The sequence below is a fragment of the Methylobacterium sp. J-078 genome (assembly GCF_022829285.1).
Taxonomy (GTDB): Bacteria; Pseudomonadota; Alphaproteobacteria; order Rhizobiales; family Beijerinckiaceae; genus Methylobacterium.
Genome location: NZ_JAKSYI010000094.1, coordinates 35,254 through 54,571, shown reverse-complemented (window position 1 = coordinate 54,571; position 19,318 = coordinate 35,254). Strand labels below are relative to the sequence as shown.

Below are 19,318 nucleotides of genomic sequence, written 5' to 3'. Positions count from 1 at the left end.
TTGCCTCGCGCATCAACCGCTAGTCTCCCGTGCAGATCGCGAACGGTCCATTAAGATGGATCGCGGTAAGGTGGGTAGCGGCTTCGTTCCGCAACGCTCTTAGACGGTCTCCCCACGATCAGGCTGGCGCGCGCAGGACGAGGCGTAGAAGCTTGGTCAACTTCGAGCCTGAGACCCGAAGGACGCCTGAACGCTCAGAGCGCTTCGGCCGAGGGACAGACGGCAAGCACGGCGAAACCGATCACGGATAAACCGGACCCGGATCACGCGGCGCCACCGACGAGCCACAGCCAAGGTGTCGTCGCCATCGCCTGGAACCGCCGCATCATCAGACGCTCCGAGACGAACGAGGGTCAATCGAGACCGATGAGACCAAACCAGAATAGACGGATGCGCGGTCGTAACCGCCCCAAGGGTCCCAATCCGCTCACGCGTTCCTACGAATCCAACGGACCGGACGTCAAGATTCGCGGCACCGCTCAGCACATCGCCGACAAGTACGCCCAGCTCGCGCGCGATGCGCAAGCCAGCGGCGACCCGGTTGCGGCCGAGAATTACTTTCAGCACGGCGAGCATTATTTCCGGATCATCTCCGGGGCTCAGGAGCAGGCCCGGCAGCAGGTCGGGGGTTACGCCCGCGGCTTCGACGATGCCGACGATGACGGTGACGATGACGGCGCAGGCGCCCCCCAGGGCTACGCCGCCTCCAGTTACGGCGCGAACGGCTACAACGACGAGTACGCCGAAACCGCAGCGGCTCCCCAGCCGCAGCCCTACGAGCCGCGCCAGGACACGCGTGGCGAGGCCCGCTCCGATGCGAGCCAGGACGGCAACCGCCAGAACCGCCGCGACCGTTTCGCGAACCGGAACGATCGCCAGCAGCGCTTCGAGAACCAGCGCGACGGAAACCGCCCGGACTCGAACCGGCAAGATCCGAATCGGCCGGACTTCAACCGTCGCGACGACTTCAATCGTCAGGACGGCAACCGGCAGGATTTCGCCCGCAACGATACCCCACGGGGGGATTACGGTCGCCAGGATTCGAATCGGACCGACTTCAACCGCCAGGAGCAGCCCCGCGCCGAGTTTCCGCGTCAGGACTATTCCCGGCAGGACCAGCCGCGACAGGATCAGCCCAGGCAAGACCAGCCCAGGCAAGACCAGCCTCGCCAGGAGTTCGGGCGGGCCGGGCCCGCTCGGGGCGAGACCCCGCGCTACGGCAATGGTCGGGCCGACAATGCCGGGAACGAGCCGGTTCGGCTCGACCTGAACGCCCCCGACGCGGGCCGCCAAGAGCTGCCTCGGCAAGACCAATCTCGGCAAGACCAGCCTCGGCAAGAGCAGCCGCGCCCGGCCCGCACGAACGAAGCCGCGCCCCGCCGCAGCCGCCGTCGTGACGAGCAGGAGCCGCGCGGCGCAGAGGATGTCGCCGCTCTGCCGGCCTTCCTGATGACGCCGCCGCGCCCGGTGCCCGCAGTCGAACCCGCGTCCGAGCCGGTGCCGTCGCAGTCGGCATCGAGCCCCGACTCGGACGAGGCCCCCCTGGTGCCGAAGCCCCGTCGCCGCCGCCGTGCGCGCTTCGAGGGCTCGGAAGCCCCGGAGGGGAACGAGGCTTCCGGCGACGTCTCGCCGATCACCGAGTAGGCGTCTGCTCGATCAAGCGCTTCAGGAAAGCCGTCCCGGTTCGGGGCGGCTTTCCCGTGTCTGGGGTCCGCGCCAGTCGAGGAACGCCACCACCCGGTGGCGCTGGCGCAAGTGGCGCGCCGCCTCGCCGTAGGGCGCGAGTTCCCAGGTCCAGCGGCGGTCCGGCGTGCCGGGGTCGACGCCGTGCAGGAGATCGAGCCGGTCGATGATCCGGCCCACGCGGTCCTCCTCCACCTGCTCCACATCCGTGAGGAGGCAGACCCGGGCGGCGAGACGCGCCAATCCGTCGAGATGGGCGCGGACGATGCGGGCCCCGAGCTCGGCCGGAACCGGTCCTGCTCGGTCGAGGGGCAGGATCGGCAGCTGCGAGAGGACGTTCGCCGAGACTACGAAATCCACGCGGTCACCGCCGCAGAGCGCCGGCAGGGGACCGCCCCCGTTGCGCCCGCCCGTCAGGTCGGCCGTGATCAGCCGCACGTTGGGGAAGGCCCGCGCCTGCCGGCGGGCCGGCCAGAGATGCACGGCATCCACGAGGTGGACCGCCTCGAAGGTCTGCGCGAGGTGGGCGAGCGGCACGTCCTGCAGGAGGCCGGACCCGAGAACAACCGCCACCCGCCGGTGCCGCAGCCCGGCGCAGGACGCGATCACCGCAGCGCGCGCCTGTTCGAGGTGGCTCGCCCAGGCCGCTCGGCAGCGCCGGGAGCGTGACAGCAGCAGCACGCTCTCCCGCAGGTGGCGCCGATGCGCCAGGGGCACCGGCGTGGTCATCAGGTGAAGCAATTCGATCAGCATGGACGTCGCTTCAAAGATTGCCCGATCGGGAACCGTGGCACGCGGCTGCCGTTGCGCTTGGGCCCTTGCGAGCGCGAACCCGCGCCTGCAATCTTCCCGGAGCGACCGTGTCGAACCTCGTCCGTATCCTACTCGCGATCTTCCTGCCCCCCGTCGCGGTCCTGATGACCAACGGCATCGGCCTGCAATTCCTGCTCAACATCCTGTTGACCATCTTCTTCGTCCTGCCGGGCACCATCCACGCTCTCTGGCTGGTGCTGCGCGAGCGCTGAGAGAATGATAGCCTTCCGCCTCGCCGGGGCGCCGCGAACCGGCCTTCGGCGTGATGGGATCATGAGGTTGCGATGAGCACACGCGGGTTCACCGGGCGCAAGCCGCCGGAGGCGACGCGCGAGCGCCTTCCGCCGGGTCAGTACCTGACCGACGATTTCCCCGTCCTGCAGATCGGCCCGAATCCCCGCATCGATCTGGCGACCTGGTCCTTCACCCTGCGCGAAGGTTCGCGGCCTCTGAAGAGCTGGACTTGGGACGAGTTCAACGCGTTGCCCCGCACGCGCTGGGGCGGAGACATCCACTGCGTGACGAAGTGGTCGAAGTTCGACACCGCCTGGGAAGGCGTGAGCTTCGACGCGCTGCTGGCTGATGCTGGGATCGAAGCCCCGACCGATTTCCTGCTCGCCGAGGGCTACGACGACTACACCACCAACGTGCCGGTGACGGATCTCGCCGGCGGCAAGGGCATGGTGGCGACCCATTACGACGGCAAGCCGATCCCGACAGACCATGGTGGCCCTGCCCGGCTCCTCGTGCCGCACCTCTATTTCTGGAAGAGCGCCAAATGGGTGAAGGGCCTGCGCTTCACGAAGCGCGACGAGGGCGGGTTCTGGGAAATGCGCGGCTATCACATGTACGGCGATCCCTGGCGCGAGCAGCGCTTCACCGGTGACTGATCCGGACCAGAGGCCGCTCCCCTGGCAGACCGCCACCCTCACGGCGATCCGGCCGATCACCGAGCGGGTGAAGAGCTATCGCTTCCAGGTCAGTTTCGACCGGCCGGTGCTGGCCGGTCAGCATGTCGATGTCCGGCTCACCGCGCCGGACGGCTATCAGGCCCAGCGCAGCTACTCCATCGCCTCCGCGCCCGCCGGCGACGGCACCATCGAGTTGATGATCGAGGGCCTGCCGGACGGCGAGGTTTCGGGCTTCTTCGACGCGGTGGCGGAGATCGGCGATACGATCGAACTGCGTGGACCGATCGGGGGCGCCTTCGTCTGGCGACCGGAGGATGGCGGCCCGCTGCTCCTGGCCGGCGGCGGCTCGGGCGTGGTGCCGCTCCTGGCGATGCTGCGCCACCGCGCGGCGGCGGCGCCCGGCGTCCCGGCCCTCCTCCTCTATTCGGTCCGCGAGGCGAGCGAGGTCATCGCCGCGGAGGAACTGGCTGTCCGCGCCCGGGACGAGCCGCATTTTCAGCTGATGCTCAACCTCACTCGCGCTGGCGGCCGCCGGGTCGACGCGGCGATGATCGCCGAGGCGCTCGAACGGCTCGGGCCGCCCCGCCACGCCTATCTGTGCGGCGGCAATCCGTTCGTCGGGGCGGTGGCGGACCTGCTCCTCGACGCCGGACTGGACCCCGCCCGCGTCCACACCGAGCGCTTCGGCGGCTGATCGACCCAGACTTGTCGCTTCACCGGCCTCGGTCTTAGATTGTCCGGGCGAGCGGAGGTTCGAGCCATCATGGCGAAGAAATCTGAGCAGCACACCGGGCAGTGTCACTGCGGCGGCGTCCGTTTCCGGGCGACGCTGGTCGACGGGTTCGACACGCTGCGCCGGTGCACCTGCTCGTATTGCCGGATGCGCGGTGCCGTCGTCGTCTCGGCGGAGATCGGCGGTGTCGAGATCCTGCAGGGCGAGGCGTTGCTGACCTCCTACCGCTTCAACACCGGCACGGCGCAGCACTTCTTCTGCGGGCGCTGCGGGATCTACACCCACCACCAGCGCCGCTCGAACCCGAACCAGTACGGCGTCAACGTCGCCTGTCTCGACGGGGTTAGTCCATTCGATTTCGCCGAAGTTCCCGTCTTGGACGGCGTGAATCACCCGAACGACACCGGCGGGGCGACCCGCCGCGCGGGCACGCTGCGCTTCGTCGCCGAGGGTTAAACGTCGATCAGGCGGTCGGCGACCTCCTCGGCGAGCGACAGGCTCGACGTCAGCCCCGGGCTCTCGATGCCGAAGAGATAGATCAGGCGGCCGAGCCCGTGCTCCGCCGGACCGTCGATGCGGAAATCGGCCGCCGGCTCGCCCGGGCCCGTGAGCTTCGGACGAATGCCGGCATAGTCCGGGGTCAGCACACCCTCCGGCAGGCCGGGCCAGTAGCGGCGGATCGCGCTGGCGAAACGATCGGCGCGGGCCGGATCGACCTGATAGTCCAGGGTGTCGACCCACTCGACATCCGGCCCGAAGCGCATGCGCCCGGCGAGATCGAGGGTGAGGTGGATGCCGAGGCCGCCTTCCACCGGCGCCGGATAGATCAGCCGTGTGAAGGCCGGGCGTCCCAGGCAACCGAAATAGCTGCCCTTGGCCAGGACCTGGCGCGGGATGCGCGCGGCCGGGTAGCCCTCGACCGTGCCGGCCACCGCCTGCGCGCCGAGGCCGGCGGCGTTGACCACCGCATCGAACGGCAGGGCCTCACCGTTGACTGCGACGCGCCATCCATCGGGGGCCTGCGCGATGTGCGCGACCCGGCTGTTGAAGGCGACGGCCCCGCCGGCATCTTCGAGATCGCCCTGAAGGGCGAGCATCAGGGCGTGGCTGTCGACGATGCCGGTCGCGGGCGAATGGAGGGCGGCGACGCAGGCGAGGTTCGGCTCGAGCGCCCTCGCCTCGGATCCGTCCAGCATGACGAGGCCCGGAACGCCGTTGGCCTCGCCCCGCGCGGCGATCGCGGCGATCGCCGCGCGCTCCGAATTGTCCGTGGCGACGATGAGCTTGCCGCAGCGCCGGTGCGGCACACCGTGGCTTTCGCAGAAGGCGTAGAGCAGGGCGGCCCCGGCGACGCAGTGGCGCGCCCGCGACGATCCGGCCGGATAGTACATTCCGGCATGGATCACCTCGGAGCTGCGGGCCGAGACGCCCGTTCCGATCGCGCCTTCGGATTCGGCGACGATGACGGAATGCCCCCGGCGCGCGAGCGCACGGGCCGTGGCGAGTCCGACGATTCCGGCACCGACGACGAGGATATCCATCACGGCGGGGAGATGAGCACGAGGGCGAGGCGGAAGACAACCGTCCGAATCATGGCCCGAGCAGCACGACGTCTCGGGCTGGCGGCTCACTCCGCTCGACATACGAGGTTCGGCATGCCCGGTGGGCGAGGGTCGCGCATGCATGCGCGGTCATGGCGCTGCGTCGAAGTTCCGGCTACAAGGACGTCCATCCGTAACCGTTCGAGGCCGGAATCACGTCGGTTCGGAGGATCGCGCCCCTGGGCGCATCCCTCCCCGGCGGGTTCTTCGCCTGCTTGCCCGCTAAGGCTTCCGTCACAGTGCCCTTCCCGACCCTGCCGGCCCCGCTCGCACGAGCGCTGACCGCGCGCGACTACGAAGACCCGACGCCCGTCCAGAGCGCCGTCATCGAGGCGGCCGCGCAGGGGCGCGATCTCCTCGTCTCGGCCCAGACCGGCTCGGGCAAGACCGTGGCGTACGGCCTCGCCTTCGCCGAGACCCTGCTCGACGGCGCCGAGCGTTTCGGCCCCGCCGGCGCGCCGCTGGCCCTCGTCATCGCCCCGACGCGCGAACTGGCGCTGCAGGTCGAGCGCGAACTGTCCTGGCTCTATGCCGAGACCGGCGCCCGCGTCATCTCCTGCGTCGGCGGCATGGACCCCCGGCGGGAAAGCCGGCAGCTCAACGACGGCGCCCACATCGTCGTCGGCACCCCGGGTCGCCTGCGTGACCATCTGGAGCGGCGCAACCTCGCGACGCAGGACCTGCGCGCCGTCGTCCTCGACGAGGCCGACGAGATGCTCGACCTGGGCTTCCGCGACGACCTCGAATTCATCCTTTCGGTGACTCCCAAGGAGCGCCGCACCCTGCTGTTCTCCGCGACCCTTCCCAAGGCCATCGCGACCCTGGCCGAGCGCTACCAGAACGATGCGCTCCGCATCGCCGTGAAGGGCCAGGAGCGCGGCCACGCGGACATCACCTACAAGGCCATCCGCGTGGTGCCGCGCGAGCTGGAGCACGTGGTGGTCAACACCCTGCGCTTCATGGATGCGCCGACCGCGATCATCTTCTGCAACACCCGCAACGCCGTGCGCCATCTCCAGGCGGTGCTGACCGAGCGCGGGTTCTCGGCCGTGGCCCTGTCGGGCGAGCTCGGCCAGGGTGAGCGCAACGCCGCCCTCCAGGCGCTGCGCGACGGCCGGGCAAAGGTCTGCGTCGCCACCGACGTCGCCGCCCGCGGCATCGATCTGCCGACCGTCAGCCTCGTCATCCACGCCGACCTGCCGCACGACGCGGAGGTGCTGCAGCACCGCTCCGGCCGCACCGGGCGCGCCGGGCGCAAGGGCACCAGCCTCCTGCTCATTCCGGCCTCGAAGCGGCGCCGGGCCGAGCAGATGCTGATGATCGCCAAGGTCTCGTTCGAGTGGGCCGGTCCCCCCACCGCCGACGAGATCCGCCGCCTCGACGGCGAGCGCATGTGGCAGGACCCGATCTTCACCGAGGAGCCGGCCGAGGAAGACATCGCCATGGCCGAGACCCTGATGGCGCAGCGCACGCCCCAGGAACTCGCCGCCGCGCTCGCCCGGATCTACCGCTCGCGCTTGCCGGCGCCCGAGGACGTCACCGACCCGGGCGCAGGCCCCGAGCGCAAGACCCGCCCGGTCTACGACCCCGCCGATGTGGACCGGATCGATGCCCAGGGCCCGGCCGTGTGGTTCCGGCTCAATCTCGGCCGGCGCGACAACGCTGATCCGCGCCGCCTGCTGCCGATGCTGACCCGGCGCGGCAATATTGGCCGCCAGGAGATCGGCGCGATCCGCATCTTCGATCGCGAGACCAAGTTCGAGGTGCGCGGCGGCGCGGCCTCGCGCTTCGCCCAGACCTTCGCCAAGAACGGTTCGCCCGAGATCCAGGTGGAGCCGCTGCTCGACGGCGAGCCGGCGCGCGAGGAGGCGGGGCCGAAGGGCTTCAAGAGCCCGCGCGGCGCGCGCCACGAGCGCGAGATCGCCAAGAAGCCCCGCGCCAGCCGGGCCAAGTAACACACCAAGTGATCGGGGCGCCGGACGGCGCCCCGGCTCAGAAGCTGTTCGGCAGATTCTTAACGGCGTTGCCGAGGGCCTCGACCCCTTCCGCGAGCTTGCGCCCGGCGGGCGCCAGGGACGGCACCTTCATCCCGAACACTTCGGTGTGCTCCGCCTCGACTTCCGCCTGAGGCTCGGGCGCAGCGGCGGCCGCAGCGACCTTCGCGGGCACCGGCTTGACAGCCGCCGGCTTGGCATGGGCCACCGGCGAGGGGGCAACGCGCTTCTGAGGCGCCTCGCGCTCGCTGGTTAGGGCCGTGAAGGTGCCGCTGGTAGCCCGCGAGCGGGTGGTTTCGTTGGGCGACGGTGGGATCAGCGTCGCGGTTCGGGCGACCGGAACCAGGGCGGCGGGCCGGGCCGGCGGCAGCACCGCGGCATTCTCGATGGGCGGCAGGCGCGCGGGCTTCGGCGTCGCCGCGGCCTCGATCCGCTTCTGTGGCGCGGGTACGTCCGGCGTGACGGCGGCGGGCGTGATTGCCGGCTGGGCTACGGCGGTCTGGATTGGAGACGGCGTCGCCACGGCCTTCGGGGCGGCCGACACCGCGACGACCGACGCGGCGCGCTCGGGCGCTCGGGCCTCGGCGGGAACCGTGCCGGTCATGGACGCGACGGTTTCGGCCTTGGCGCTCTCGGGCCCGGAATTCGCGACCTTGACCGTCTCGACCTTGGCCGGTGCCAGCGCCGGGACGCCGTCGCGCAGGTCGGGCCATTCGGAGGCCTTCTGCGTCATGGCGGCGGATTGGATCGTCGGCCGGGTGTATTGCGGCCCGGCAAGTCCGCCGAGCATCGAGGAGGCCAGGGCGGCGAAGCCCGCGAGGCCGAGCACGCCGAGGCTCGACAGGAGAACGACGCGCAGATTGGGGCGGGCGGGACGCGCCGGCGCGGCGGGGCTTCGGGTCTGCGAGGGGTCGATCGTCACGGGCATCATCGGTTGAGACATCTCGGACGCTGGAAACCGTTTGGATTGACCGTTGCGGGTCGATCACGCCGCGCCGTCCGGCTCCGGGCTGTGCGAGGCCACCCCGCGAAGGACGCTCGGCGTGTCATGAGAAAGGCCGTGCATTGGGGCACGAAGATGTCATTGCGGCGTCATCAGGTCATCACTCACCTTGATACGCCACGAATCTGAATAAGCCCCACAGCTTTAACGAGACGTATCGTGGCTCGACTTTCCGGCGTCGCGATCGGGCGCCATCGCCTCGGCCTGTGCCCGCACCACCCGCGCCACGTTCCGTGTCCGCCGCGTCGCCGATCCCGCATCCAGCATCGCACCGGCCGCGAGGCGCTCCTTGAGGGCGACGAGGTCCGGGATTCCCCAGCGGCGGTAGAGCGCCTGGAAGCGCAGGTGCCGCGCCCTGTCGAAAGCGCGCGGATGCCAGTCGGCATCGCGGCAGGGATGGGCCGGGTGGAGGGTGGCGACGGGCATCAACCCATCGGGAATCGATGCCGTCGCCGCATGGGTCCGGACAAGAGCGAGCACGCGCGGAGCCAGGAATCCGCGCGGCCCGGGCGCGACGGGTTCGGCGCCCGCGAAGACCTCGATGCGCCCGAGCGGGGTCGCCACGACGATGTCGACGGCCCGTCGCGCGACGAGATCGAGGACGTGCGCGGCAGGATCGAAGGCGTGAAGGCCCACCGCGCGGCGCAGGCTTGCCCGCGTCTCCGGGTCGGACGTACGAAGCCCGAATCGGCCCTGGGGCAATCCCAGGCCGAGGTCGAACAGGTTATCCCCACGATTCTCGGGCCGGACCGCATCGCCGTCCGGCCCGCTCTCCGTGAGCACGCCGGAACTCGGCGAGCCGTGTGCGGCGGGAATGCAGAGGGCGACCGCGTGACTCCAGCCCCCATGGAATGCGGTCTCGTAGGCGACCGGGATGGCGGCGCGGGGATCGAGGCTGATCGCGCCGCGCGCCGTCGCCAAGCCGGCTCGCGGGCCCACGATTCGCGTGACCGTTTCCGCTTGTCCACGGCCGAACTCGGCCAGGGCGCCGAAGCCGCCGAGGCTCCAGGTCGCCTCGGAATCGGCGAGCCCGTCCGCGACGAGGGCCGCCACGGCCTCCGCCGCGTCGTTCGCCATCCTCATGGGGTCGCCATACCGAGGTGTCCGGGGCGAGCGGCGCCCCCCTGCCATCCCGTGCCGCTTCGGCTAGAAGCGGGGGCGCGCACCCTGACCCATCCGGCGCTTCCGCTCACGGTCCGATGTCCCAGAACCCAGCCCCGACGGCCGCACGCCCCCCCTGGCGCGGACCCGCGCGCCGCGCGCCGGACCCCGCCCGCGCGGGATGGGCGGGCTGGCTGAATTGGTCCTCCTGGCCCACCCGCGCGCGGATGATCGCCCTCGTCCTCGCCATCGACGTCCTCGCCGCCCTGGTGTCCTGCGCGGTCATCGTGCTGAACGCCCGCTCCGCCGTCGAGGTCGAGATGCAGGCGGCCATGTCCAATGTCGAGCTTCTGGTCTCGGACACCATCGATCTGGCCCAGAACGAGGCGCCCTCCGGCATCCTTCAGACCCTGAACCTGCGCATTCACGACCTCCGGCACGTGCGCGTCACGGTGCTGGATGCTTCGGGCAAGGTCGTGCCGAGCGGCTTCGGACGTCTGCGGCGCGATCAGCACGTCTCGCCGGACTGGTTCGCAGTCCTGATCGCGCCATCGATCCGCGAGCACGACCTGCCGATCGTCGCCCGGGGTGCGCGGATCGGGACCGCGCGCATCACCACCCAGCCGCGTGACGAGATCGACGAGGTCTGGGGCTACGCGGTCTCGCTCTCCCTGACGAGCCTGGGCCTCAGCCTCGGCCTGCTCATCGCGCTCACCGTCGCCTTCGGCCGGGTGCTGGCACCCCTCACACGCCTCGCCGACGGTCTGACCCAGCTGGAGCGGCAGGACTACACCGCCCGCCTCGAACCGCCCGCCTCGCGGGAACTCGCAACCATCGCGAACCGCTTCAACAGCGTGGCGCAGGCCCTGGCCGAGACGCGGGCCGCCAACGGCCGGCTTAACCGGCAGCTCCTCAGCGCGCAGGACGACGAGCGCCGCCGCACCGCCCTCGAGCTGCACGACGAGTTCGGTCCGTGCCTGTTCGCCCTGGAGGCCAATGCCGCCTCGGTGATCCGCATGGCCGAGGCCGAGGCGCCGCCCGATCGCGAGCGCCTGAAGCAGCGCGCTCAGGAGATCGCCAGCATCGTGGGCCAGGTCCAGGTCCAGAACCGCGACCTTCTCAACCGCCTGCGGCCGCACGCCCTCGGCCAGGTGCCGCTGGCCGATTGCCTCGAACTGCTGCTGCGCGATTTCCGGCGGCGGCACGCGGGTACGCGCTTTGCCGGCACCTTCGACGGGCTCGCGCGCGGCTACGGCGACGTGACCGACCTCACCGTGTTCCGCTGCATCCAGGAGAGCATGACCAACGCCGTGCGCCACGGGCGGGCCTCGAACGTCACGGTGCGAGCGCAGGACGAAGCCGAGCCGGGCGCGGCAAGTGGGCGCGCCCTCCGGATCACGATCCGCGACGACGGGGCGGGCGTGCCCGAGGATCACGGACTCGGCCTCGGTCTGTCGGGGATGCGCGAGCGGGTGGAGGCGCTCGGGGGCACGTTCGGACTTGACAACGGGCAGCCCGGCGCGGTTGTCCGGATCATGATCCCGCTCGACCGCGAGCCGGACACGGACACGAGCTCGAACGCACGCGCATGAACGCGATCGCCCTGAAGACCGAGGCACCCGCCCTCGTCATCGACGACCATCCCATCGTGCTCCAGGGCTGCCGCCGGGTGCTGGAGGATGCGGGCATCGAACGCATCGCGGAGGCGACGAGCGTGGTGGCGGGCTACCGCATGTTCCTGCGCCTGCGCCCCGGGACGGTGATCTGCGACCTCACCTTCCAGGGCAGCGGCCTCGCGGGCCTGCACCTGATCCGGCGCATGCGGAACGTGAACCCGGCAGCGCGCATCCTCGTCTTCAGCATGCACAACGACCCGGTGATCGTGTCGCGCGCCCTCGAGGCGGGGGCGCTCGGCTACGTACTGAAGGACCACGCCTCCGGCGAGTTGTTCGAGGCCTTCGAGCGCGTCCGCGCCGGCCAGCCCTATCTCGACCGGCGTCTCGCCACCGAGGTCGCGATGCTGCGCACCGACCCCAAACGCACCCCCGAAACGCAGTTGACGCCGCGCGAGTTGCAGATCCTGCAGCGGCTGGCCCAGGGCAAGTCCTACGGCACCATCGCGAGCGACCTGTCGGTGAGCTACAAGACCGTGACGAACGCCTGCTCGCTGATGCGCCAGAAGCTCGGGGTGCGCACGCTGGCCGAGCTGATCCATGTGGCGGTGACCCAGGCGCAACGGCAGGGCTGAGGGTTCAGCCGAGTCCACCCATCGCGCGGACGATGGCCCATTCGGCGTCCGTCACCGGCTGCACGGAGAGCCTTGAATTGTTGGCGAGCACCATCGCGGACAGGCGCGGCTCGGCCTTGATCGCCTCCAGGGTCACGGGCCGGGACAGCGCCTCGACGGCCGCCAAGTCCACCATGCCGAAGCGACCGGTCTCGTCGCTGTCGTCCGGGTAATAGGGGCGGATCACCTCGACGATGCCGACCACCGCCTTGCCCTCGTTCGAGTGGTAGAAGAAGCCCCGCTCGCCGACCTCCATGGCCATAAGGTGCTTCTTGGCGACGTGGTTGCGCACGCCGTTCCAGTGCGTGCCCGCCGCCCCCGCCGCCACCTGCTGGTCCCACGACCAAGTCGAAGGCTCGGATTTGTAGAGCCAGTGGGCCATGCGCGTCTCCCGGAAAACGCGCCCTCTCTAACACCGGAGAAGCGTGGCCGTCAGGCCCCGCGAAGCGCGGAGTCCCAGTAGCGCAGGCTCGTGGCGTTGACCGGTCCGCCGGCCTTGACGTTGCGCGCCGTGACGAAGGCGTGGAACTCGGCGGCCGGCTCGGGTCCGACGAGGTCGGACAGGGCGGAAAGGATGCGGGTGATGCGCAGATGGTTGTGGTCGTGGGCCCGCAGCCAGCCGTCGGTCTCGGCGTAGAAGCGGGTCATCCGCCCGAGCGCGGCGCGCAGGCCCGAGAGGGCGGCGGGATCGGACCGGATCGCCTCGGCCTCGGCGCGGGACAGGACCGGCGCGCCCGGCACCGCGAGGCTCGCCTCGTGCAGGGGGAAGCACCACTGGATGAAGTCGTGCACGCCCTCGATATGGGGGTCGTCATACGCGAGGATGTCCTTGAGGACACGCCCGGCCCCGTCGCGGCCGGTGCCCGCGAGGAAGGCCTGGATCGGGTACTGGCTCATTCGGCCTCCCCCCTCAGGGGCCGGGCCAACAGGGCGGTGACGACCGAATCGACGCTGGCGCCGCCGGACACGATGGAGGCGACCGCTTCCGCCACCGGCATCTCGACGCCCCGGGCCCGGGCGAGGTCCACCAGGGCGGCGGCCGTGAAGGCGCCCTCCGCGAGCTTGCCGCCGGCGGCCTCCTCCGGCGAGGCGCCGGCCCCGAGTCGCTGGCCGAAGGCGAAGTTGCGCGATTGCGGCGAGGAGGCGGTCAGGACGAGATCGCCGAGGCCCGACAACCCCATCAGGGTCTCGGGCCGCCCGCCATAGGCGCGGGCGAAACGCATGAGTTCGGCGAAGGCCCGGGCGATCAGGGCCGCGCGCGCGCTCTCGCCGAGGCCGCGCCCGGCCACGATGCCCGACGCGATGGCGAGCACGTTCTTTCCGGCTCCCCCAATCTCGACGCCGCGCACGTCGTCGGTGTGATAGACCCGCAGGGCCGGGCCCGAGAGCGTGGTTGCGAGGCGAGCGGCGAGCCCCGCATCGGCCGCCGCGAGCGTGACGGCGGTGGGCAGGTTGCGGGCGACATCGGCCGCGAAGCTCGGCCCGGACAGTACCGCCACGGGCGCCGAAGGGCCCAGCCTCTCCCGCGCGACGTCGCTCATGAAGGCGTCGCTGCCGCGCTCGATCCCCTTGGCGCAGAGCACGATGGCCGCCCCCGGCGCGAAGGCGGGCCCGAGATCGCCGAGCACGCCCCGCAGGGTCTGGGCCGGGACCACCATCAGCAGGGTGCCGGCCGCCGTCAGGGCACCGGCCTCGGCGGTCGCGGTGATGCGGCGGTGGAGCGGCACGCCGGGGAGGTAGCGCGCGTTCTCACGGGTCGATTCCAGGCGCTCGGCCGCCGCCCCGTCGCGCAGCCACAGGACGACGTCGTGCCCGGCCGCCGCCGCCGCGTTGGCGAGCGCCGTGCCCCAGGCGCCTCCGCCGACGACCCCGATTCGCGTGGCCGGACTGCTCATGCTGGTCACGCGCCAGACCTCTCGCTTGCGTAGGATTCCGCCGACAGACGGTACAGGAGATGCGCCCGCAGGGGATGCCCCAGCGGCAGGGCCGGATGCGAAAAGCGCTCCGCGGCGCGCATGCCGAGGCGCTCCATCACCCGGCGCGAGGGCGCGTTGACCTCCGCCGTGAAGGCGATGACCTCGGAGAGGCCGCAGCGGCCGAACAGGTCGCCGAGGGCGCGCTCGGCCGCTCGCGTGGCGATGCCTCGGCCCCAGGCCGCGCGGGCGAGGCGCCAGACGATCTCGACGGATTCACCGGGCCGCTCCCCGCCCGCGAAGGGCATGACCCGCATCAGGCGCGCGCCACCCACCAGGCCGGCAAAGCCCAGCCCAGCCGCCTCGACCGCCCAGGGGCCGAAGCCGTCCACCGCGAAGCGCCGCTCGCAGGCCCGCGCCTCGGCCCGGCTGGCATCCGCGTCCCGGATCGCCGGAAAATGGCGCATGACCTCCGGATCGGCGTTGAGGGCCGCGAGGCCATCGGTGTCGTCCGGCCGCCAGCGACGCAGCACGCAGTCCCCATCGCCCAGACGCTCGGGCGGCGCGGTCAGTGCGGAGGTCCGCAGCTTGCCCCGGAGGGCCAGCGAGCGTCGGTTCAGGGCTGCGAGGTCGGCCTGCCCGGCGAGCACCGCCTCGCCGAGGCCGATGGCGCAGGCGAGCTGATCCGGCGACAGGTTCGCCCAGGCGGGTGCCGCGACGGTTTCGCGCCAGGGCGCGCCGCAGGTGTTGTCGAGGAGAATGCGGGCGAAGCAGTGGTCGAGCCGCACCGGCCAGTCGGGCCGGGCGGCCGCCGGCAGGCGGCGCTCCACGAGGTCGCGCCAGCGCCCCCGTTCGGCCTCAGGCAATGGCGGCCGGCTCCGCGAAGGGCCAGCGGGCCCGGGCCGGGGCGGTCAGATCGTCCACGAGGCCGAGGCGCAGGCGCTCGATGCCCGCCCAGGCGATCATCGCGCCGTTGTCGCCGCAGAGGGCGAGCGGCGGCGCCACGAAGGCGAGACCGGCCTCGCCGGCCTGGGTCGTCAGTGCCCGCCGGATCGCGCCGTTGGCCGCGACGCCGCCCGCCGCCACCAGGGCGGTCGGGTGCCCGGCCACGGTGGCGAAATCGCGCATCGCCACGCGCAGGCGGTCGACCACGACGTCGACCACCGCCGCCTGGAAGCTGGCGCAGAGGTCGGCGACGTCGACCGAGGAAAGCGGGGCCAGCTTCTCCGCCTCGATCCGAAGGGCGGTCTTCAGGCCTGATAAGGAGAAGTTGGCCTCGCGCCGTCCCAGCATCGGGCGCGGCAGGGCGAAGCGCTCGGGATCGCCCGTCTCGGCCATGCGCTCAACCTCGGGGCCGCCCGGATAGCCGAGGCCGAGGAGCTTGGCGACCTTGTCGAAGGCCTCGCCGATGGCGTCGTCAATGGTGGTGCCGAGGCGCACGTACTCGCCGACGCCCTTCACCGCGACGAGCTGGGTGTGCCCCCCCGAGGCGAGGAGGAGCAGGTAGGGGAACCCGATGCCGTCGGTGAGCCGGGCCGTCAGCGCATGCGCCTCCAGATGGTTCACGGCGATGAGGGGCTTGCGCGTCACCAGCGCCAGGGTCTTGGCGGTGACGAGGCCGATGAGCACGCCCCCGATCAGGCCCGGCCCAGCCGCCACCGCGATGCCGTCGACCTGCGCCAGGGTCAGGCCGGCGCCGGAGACCGCCCGATCGATCAGGCGGTCGAGCACCTCCACATGGGCGCGGGCGGCGATCTCCGGCACGACGCCGCCATAGGCCGCGTGCTCGGCGATCTGGCTCAGCACCTCGTTGGACAGGATGCGGCCCCGGCCGTTCTCGCCCGGGGCGACGACGGCGGCGGCAGTCTCGTCGCAGGTGGTTTCGATGCCGAGGACGTTCATGGACGGCGGATCATTCCGGGAGGCGGGAGACGGGCTGTGTCCCCGCCACCCTAGCCGCCCCGGCCCCGTCCCGGCAACGGACGGCTTGCCTCGCGGCGCCGGACCGGCATGGATGGGCGGAGATTGCGAGGGAGCGCGGGACAGCATGCGGATCTGGGTGGCGCGGCCGGAACCGGGAGCCTCGCGCACCGCACACCGCCTCCGCGACCTCGGTCATCGTCCCCTCGTCGCCCCGGTCCTCGCCGTGGCGGAGACGGGTGCGCGCCTGCCGGCGGGGCGCTTCGCGGGGCTGATCCTGACCAGCACGAATGCGGTGGCTGCCCTCAGCCCGGACGAGCGCGCCCGGTTCCGCGACGTCCCCGCCTTCGCTGTCGGTGCCCGCACCGCCGCCGCCGTCCGGGCGGCCGGCCTGGGGGATGTCCGCATCGCGGGGGGGGACGCCCGCTCACTCGCCGCCCTCGTTGCGGCCTCCTTGCCGCGAGGGTCCGCCCTGCTCCATGCCGCCGGCGCCGAGCGCAAGGCCGAGCCCGCCGCCACGCTGGCGGCGGCCGGATTCACCCTCAGCGTGCGTGAACTCTACGCGACGCGCATCGCCCCGCGCCTTCCGGACGCGCTGTTGGACGCCCTCGGTGCGCGCGCCCTCGACGCCGTCCTGCACTACTCCCGGCGCAGTGCCGCGGCGGCACACGATCTCGCGGGCACCCACGGCCTCGGCGGAGCCTTCCGAGCCCTGACGCATTACTGCTTGTCGGCGGATGTGGCCGTGCCCCTGGTCGCTGCCGGGGTCGCGGTCCATTTTGTGCCCGAACGACCCGACGAGGAGATGCTCCTCGCCGGATTGGCGGCACCGAAACCGTCAGGAATCTGACAAGGGTCTCGCTCCGGCGGCGCCCCTGGTGCTAGGACGAGCAAAAGAAGCTGCGCCGTCAGCCTCGACCCACCGGGCGCCGGACGCGCCGCACGGGGCGGGGCCAAGCGGCAGGTCGGGAAGGGAGCCTTGAACCGTGAAACCACCCAACAGCGACGCCAACCGTCCGGGAACTCCCACCGGCAGCCAGCCGGGTAAGCCCGGCGCACCCCTCGTCGCCGCGAGCGGCAAGAGCGACACGAAGACCGACACGCAGGCCCCCGGCGTGGGCCAGGACGGCGTGAAGACCGATCCGCTGAAGACGGAGGCCGCCAAGGCCGATCTCCTCAGGCCGGAGGCGACGGCGCCCGGCACGGTGAAGGCGGAGGCGACGAAGAGCGATCCGCTCAAGAGCGGGCCCGGCCCGATCGAAGGCAGCAAGGTCGAAAGCGGCAAACCCGAGTTCGGCAAGTCTGATTTGGGCAAGTCTGAATTGGGTAAGTCCGAGCCGGGCAAGGCCGAACCGAAGGCCGACGCGGGCATCGGGGCCGTCAAGCCGGATACCCTCAAGCCGGAAGCACCAAAGCCTGATGCGCCCAAGAGCGATGCCCCCAAGGCTGCGGACGCGAAGCCCGATCCGACGCGAACCGGTTCCTTCGGCGGCCCGCAGAGCGGCACGCGCCCGGCGGGTTCCGCGACCGACGGTCCGATCATCGACCTTAAGGCCAAGCGCCTGCCCGATCCCGTTCCGCCCGCCAAGCCAGGGGCCGCGGCTGCGGCCGGTGTGGCATCCACCATGTCCGGCAAGACCACGGACGCCAAGCCGGGCGAGACGAAGCCCGGGGAGATCAAGCCCGGTGACGTGCGTGCGACCGACCCGAAGGCCTCGGAGGCTGTCAAGCCAGGGGCCGGGGGCGATGCCGGCGCCAAGCCGCCCGGTTCCGCCACGCCACGGATTTCGCCCGCCGCAGCTGCAACGACCCCGCCCCCTGCCGCGCGCGGACCGGGCTTCGGCTCCCTCGCCACCGCCGGCCTCCTGGGCGGTGTGATCGGCGCCGGCCTGCTCTTCGGCGTCGAGCGCAGCGGCCTGCTGCACCAGCCCGACGATGGTCGTCTGGCCGCCCTCGACCAGCGCATCGCCGCCCTCGCCCCGAAGGACGCGGTGGCGGGCCTCGACAAGCGCGTCGCCGCCAACGAGGCCGCCGTGAAGGCCGTGCCGGAGGCCCTGGCGAAGGCGCGCGAGGCCCTGGAGAAAGCGAGCGCGACCCCCGCCCCGGCTTCGTCCTCGGCCGCCCCGGCCGCCGAGGGTTCGGCCCCGGCTCCGGCGATCCCGGCCGACCTGACCGCGCGCCTCGACGCTCTCGATCAGCGCGTCTCCGCGCTCCAGGAGGAGCCGGGCCGCGACCAGGGCAGCGACGCCCGGATGGCGGTGACGCAGCCCGGCGCGAGCACGGCCCAGGTCAGCGCCCTCGAGGAGCGCCTGAAGTCGCTCGAAGGCAAGGTCGACGCGAGCCCCAAGCCCGCCGAGGTACCCGATCTCGCTCCGAAGATCGCGGCCCTCCAGGGTGATGTCGAGGCACGAACCAAGGCGAATGCCGACGCGGCCCAGGCCGTGAGCCAGAAGGTGGCGGCGCTCCAATCGTCCCTCGAGGCGCGCATCCAGGCGGCGACGGAGGCGGTCCAGTCCGCGACGCAGGCCAGCGAGAAAGTCGCAGACGCGAGCAAGACCCAGGCGGCCGAGGCGGCCAAAGCGGTGGAGCGCCAGCTCCAGGCCCAGGCCGAGAAGATCGCCGGCCTCGACAAGGCCGTCTCCGAGCGGGCCGAGACCGCAACGGTCCAGGCGGCCCTCCGGGTGGTCTCGGCCGACCGGATCGTCACGGCCCTCAACACCGGCGCGCCCTACGCCGACGCTCTGGCCGCCCTGCGCGGCCTGGAGCCCGGCGACCCGGCCCGTCTGACGGCTGTCGCGGCCTTCGCCGACAAGGGCGCGCCCACGGCCCGTTCCCTGGCGGCCGAGTTCCGGCCGATCGCGGAGAAGATCGCGGCGAGCCGCCGGGCCGCCCAGAGCAAGGCCGTGGCGGAGAGCGGCGACATCGGCACCAAGCTGATGAGCATGGCGGAATCGATCGTGCAGGTCCGCCGCGTCGAGGTGCCGGCCAGCGCGGGCGCGGCGAACACGCCGGCCCCCGATACCGCGCCGAAGGTGCAGGAGGCCCTCGATCGCGGCGCGATCAAGGAGGCCGCCGAGGCATTCGCGGCGATGCCGGAGGCGTCCCGCGCCGAGGCCGGCGAATTCGGCACGAAGCTGCGCTCCCGGGCTGCGGCCGGCGACGCGGCGCAGGCTCTGCTCGCCGACGCCTTCAAGGGTCTGCCCGCCACCGGCGCGTCCCGTTGACCGGGCGGCCGTGCCCAGCGCCCGATCCGGCGGCGGGGCGCGGCAGCCCGGATTTCGCGCGGCGGCGCCCAGCGCTTCCGCCCTCCAATCTCGGTGTCGCCGGACCGGCCGACGCCACTCCCGGGAGTTTCTGAT

General features: G+C 71.8%; 19 protein-coding genes. 10 read left to right on the top strand and 9 right to left on the bottom strand.

Features of this window, described 5'->3' with window-relative positions; genetic code table 11:
• The first annotated feature begins 390 nt into the window (after positions 1-390).
• Positions 391-1,644 (top strand): DUF4167 domain-containing protein, encoded by a 1,254-nt coding sequence (locus tag MKK58_RS14245; protein WP_243912671.1) that lies wholly within the window; start codon positions 391-393, stop codon positions 1,642-1,644.
• A gap of 21 nt (positions 1,645-1,665) precedes the next feature.
• Here the strand turns inward: MKK58_RS14245 and MKK58_RS14240 are convergent, their stop codons facing one another.
• A complete protein-coding gene (locus tag MKK58_RS14240; RefSeq protein ID WP_243912670.1) occupies positions 1,666-2,436 on the bottom strand; it encodes a hypothetical protein in 771 nt (256 codons plus the stop codon).
• A 107-nt stretch (positions 2,437-2,543) separates the two neighbouring features.
• On the opposite strand from MKK58_RS14240, the gene MKK58_RS14235 reads away from it, so the two are divergent.
• From MKK58_RS14235 to MKK58_RS14220, 4 genes are all read left to right on the top strand, one after another.
• Positions 2,544-2,708, top strand: coding sequence for a YqaE/Pmp3 family membrane protein (locus tag MKK58_RS14235; RefSeq protein ID WP_238276442.1), 165 nt, complete (start codon positions 2,544-2,546; stop codon positions 2,706-2,708).
• A gap of 72 nt (positions 2,709-2,780) precedes the next feature.
• Positions 2,781-3,386: a sulfite oxidase-like oxidoreductase gene (locus tag MKK58_RS14230; protein ID WP_243912669.1), complete on the top strand. Its 606-nt coding sequence runs from the start codon at positions 2,781-2,783 to the stop codon at positions 3,384-3,386.
• Entirely contained in the window at positions 3,379-4,101 is a 723-nt protein-coding gene (locus tag MKK58_RS14225) for an FAD-binding oxidoreductase (protein WP_243912668.1), read from the top strand. The genes MKK58_RS14230 and MKK58_RS14225 overlap by 8 nt, the downstream gene beginning before the upstream one ends.
• A 69-nt stretch (positions 4,102-4,170) precedes the next feature.
• Positions 4,171-4,596 (top strand): GFA family protein, encoded by a 426-nt coding sequence (locus tag MKK58_RS14220; protein WP_243912667.1) that lies wholly within the window; start codon positions 4,171-4,173, stop codon positions 4,594-4,596.
• On the opposite strand, the gene MKK58_RS14215 is transcribed toward MKK58_RS14220, so the two are convergent.
• Positions 4,593-5,681 carry an NAD(P)/FAD-dependent oxidoreductase gene (locus MKK58_RS14215; RefSeq protein ID WP_243912666.1) on the bottom strand — a complete coding sequence of 363 codons (1,089 nt, stop codon included), beginning with the start codon at positions 5,679-5,681 and terminating at the stop codon, positions 4,593-4,595. The two genes, MKK58_RS14220 and MKK58_RS14215, sit on opposite strands and share 4 nt — an antisense overlap.
• A 299-nt stretch (positions 5,682-5,980) precedes the next feature.
• Between MKK58_RS14215 and MKK58_RS14210 the strand changes: the two genes are divergently transcribed.
• On the top strand, positions 5,981-7,696 hold the full coding sequence (locus MKK58_RS14210) for a DEAD/DEAH box helicase (RefSeq protein ID WP_243912665.1): 1,716 nt from the start codon (positions 5,981-5,983) through the stop codon (positions 7,694-7,696).
• Between the two features lie 37 nt (positions 7,697-7,733).
• Here the strand turns inward: MKK58_RS14210 and MKK58_RS14205 are convergent, their stop codons facing one another.
• Positions 7,734-8,666, bottom strand: a complete 933-nt coding sequence (locus tag MKK58_RS14205; RefSeq protein WP_243912664.1) for a hypothetical protein — start codon at positions 8,664-8,666, stop codon at positions 7,734-7,736.
• A 216-nt stretch (positions 8,667-8,882) separates the two neighbouring features.
• Positions 8,883-9,821, bottom strand: a complete 939-nt coding sequence (locus MKK58_RS14200; RefSeq protein WP_243912663.1) for a DUF6925 family protein — start codon at positions 9,819-9,821, stop codon at positions 8,883-8,885.
• Between the two features lie 245 nt (positions 9,822-10,066).
• Between MKK58_RS14200 and MKK58_RS14195 the strand changes: the two genes are divergently transcribed.
• Both MKK58_RS14195 and MKK58_RS14190 read left to right on the top strand, forming a co-directional pair.
• Complete coding sequence (locus MKK58_RS14195; protein ID WP_409565247.1) at positions 10,067-11,431, top strand: ATP-binding protein; 1,365 nt, start codon at positions 10,067-10,069, stop codon at positions 11,429-11,431.
• Positions 11,428-12,087 carry a response regulator gene (locus MKK58_RS14190; protein WP_243912661.1) on the top strand — a complete coding sequence of 220 codons (660 nt, stop codon included), beginning with the start codon at positions 11,428-11,430 and terminating at the stop codon, positions 12,085-12,087. Before MKK58_RS14195 ends, MKK58_RS14190 begins: the two co-directional genes overlap by 4 nt.
• Positions 12,088-12,091: 4 nt before the next feature.
• Here MKK58_RS14190 and MKK58_RS14185 read toward each other — a convergent pair whose 3' ends face one another.
• The 5 genes from MKK58_RS14185 to tsaD are packed head-to-tail and all read right to left on the bottom strand — an operon-like array spanning position 12,092 to position 15,941.
• Positions 12,092-12,508 carry an EVE domain-containing protein gene (locus MKK58_RS14185; protein WP_243912660.1) on the bottom strand — a complete coding sequence of 139 codons (417 nt, stop codon included), beginning with the start codon at positions 12,506-12,508 and terminating at the stop codon, positions 12,092-12,094.
• A 50-nt stretch (positions 12,509-12,558) separates the two neighbouring features.
• Positions 12,559-13,023, bottom strand: a complete 465-nt coding sequence (locus tag MKK58_RS14180) for an opioid growth factor receptor-related protein (RefSeq protein ID WP_243912659.1) — start codon at positions 13,021-13,023, stop codon at positions 12,559-12,561.
• Positions 13,020-14,021: an NAD(P)H-dependent glycerol-3-phosphate dehydrogenase gene (locus MKK58_RS14175; protein WP_243912658.1), complete on the bottom strand. Its 1,002-nt coding sequence runs from the start codon at positions 14,019-14,021 to the stop codon at positions 13,020-13,022. The genes MKK58_RS14180 and MKK58_RS14175 overlap by 4 nt, the downstream gene beginning before the upstream one ends.
• A 5-nt stretch (positions 14,022-14,026) precedes the next feature.
• Positions 14,027-14,905, bottom strand: a complete 879-nt coding sequence (locus tag MKK58_RS14170) for a GNAT family N-acetyltransferase (protein ID WP_243912657.1) — start codon at positions 14,903-14,905, stop codon at positions 14,027-14,029.
• Positions 14,898-15,941 carry a tRNA (adenosine(37)-N6)-threonylcarbamoyltransferase complex transferase subunit TsaD gene (tsaD, locus tag MKK58_RS14165; protein ID WP_243912656.1) on the bottom strand — a complete coding sequence of 348 codons (1,044 nt, stop codon included), beginning with the start codon at positions 15,939-15,941 and terminating at the stop codon, positions 14,898-14,900. Before tsaD ends, MKK58_RS14170 begins: the two co-directional genes overlap by 8 nt.
• A 145-nt stretch (positions 15,942-16,086) precedes the next feature.
• Between tsaD and MKK58_RS14160 the strand changes: the two genes are divergently transcribed.
• Both MKK58_RS14160 and MKK58_RS14155 read left to right on the top strand, forming a co-directional pair.
• Positions 16,087-16,809, top strand: a complete 723-nt coding sequence (locus tag MKK58_RS14160) for a uroporphyrinogen-III synthase (RefSeq protein ID WP_243912655.1) — start codon at positions 16,087-16,089, stop codon at positions 16,807-16,809.
• 136 nt (positions 16,810-16,945) lie between these two features.
• A complete protein-coding gene (locus MKK58_RS14155; protein ID WP_243912654.1) occupies positions 16,946-19,183 on the top strand; it encodes a hypothetical protein in 2,238 nt (745 codons plus the stop codon).
• Positions 19,184-19,318: the final 135 nt, after the last annotated feature.

Excerpts from the sequence above, each read along its gene's own strand:
- MKK58_RS14245 (WP_243912671.1), top strand. The coding sequence starts at position 391 with ATGCGCGGTCGTAACCGCCCCAAGGGTCCCAATCCGCTCACGCGTTCC.
- MKK58_RS14240 (WP_243912670.1), bottom strand. The coding sequence starts at position 2,436 with ATGCTGATCGAATTGCTTCACCTGATGACCACGCCGGTGCCCCTGGCG.
- MKK58_RS14230 (WP_243912669.1), top strand. The coding sequence starts at position 2,781 with ATGAGCACACGCGGGTTCACCGGGCGCAAGCCGCCGGAGGCGACGCGC.
- MKK58_RS14220 (WP_243912667.1), top strand. The coding sequence starts at position 4,171 with ATGGCGAAGAAATCTGAGCAGCACACCGGGCAGTGTCACTGCGGCGGC.
- MKK58_RS14215 (WP_243912666.1), bottom strand. The coding sequence starts at position 5,681 with ATGGATATCCTCGTCGTCGGTGCCGGAATCGTCGGACTCGCCACGGCC.
- MKK58_RS14205 (WP_243912664.1), bottom strand. The coding sequence starts at position 8,666 with ATGATGCCCGTGACGATCGACCCCTCGCAGACCCGAAGCCCCGCCGCG.
- MKK58_RS14200 (WP_243912663.1), bottom strand. The coding sequence starts at position 9,821 with ATGAGGATGGCGAACGACGCGGCGGAGGCCGTGGCGGCCCTCGTCGCG.
- MKK58_RS14195 (WP_409565247.1), top strand. The coding sequence starts at position 10,067 with ATGATCGCCCTCGTCCTCGCCATCGACGTCCTCGCCGCCCTGGTGTCC.
- MKK58_RS14190 (WP_243912661.1), top strand. The coding sequence starts at position 11,428 with ATGAACGCGATCGCCCTGAAGACCGAGGCACCCGCCCTCGTCATCGAC.
- MKK58_RS14185 (WP_243912660.1), bottom strand. The coding sequence starts at position 12,508 with ATGGCCCACTGGCTCTACAAATCCGAGCCTTCGACTTGGTCGTGGGAC.
- MKK58_RS14180 (WP_243912659.1), bottom strand. The coding sequence starts at position 13,023 with ATGAGCCAGTACCCGATCCAGGCCTTCCTCGCGGGCACCGGCCGCGAC.
- MKK58_RS14175 (WP_243912658.1), bottom strand. The coding sequence starts at position 14,021 with ATGAGCAGTCCGGCCACGCGAATCGGGGTCGTCGGCGGAGGCGCCTGG.
- tsaD (WP_243912656.1), bottom strand. The coding sequence starts at position 15,941 with ATGAACGTCCTCGGCATCGAAACCACCTGCGACGAGACTGCCGCCGCC.
- MKK58_RS14160 (WP_243912655.1), top strand. The coding sequence starts at position 16,087 with ATGCGGATCTGGGTGGCGCGGCCGGAACCGGGAGCCTCGCGCACCGCA.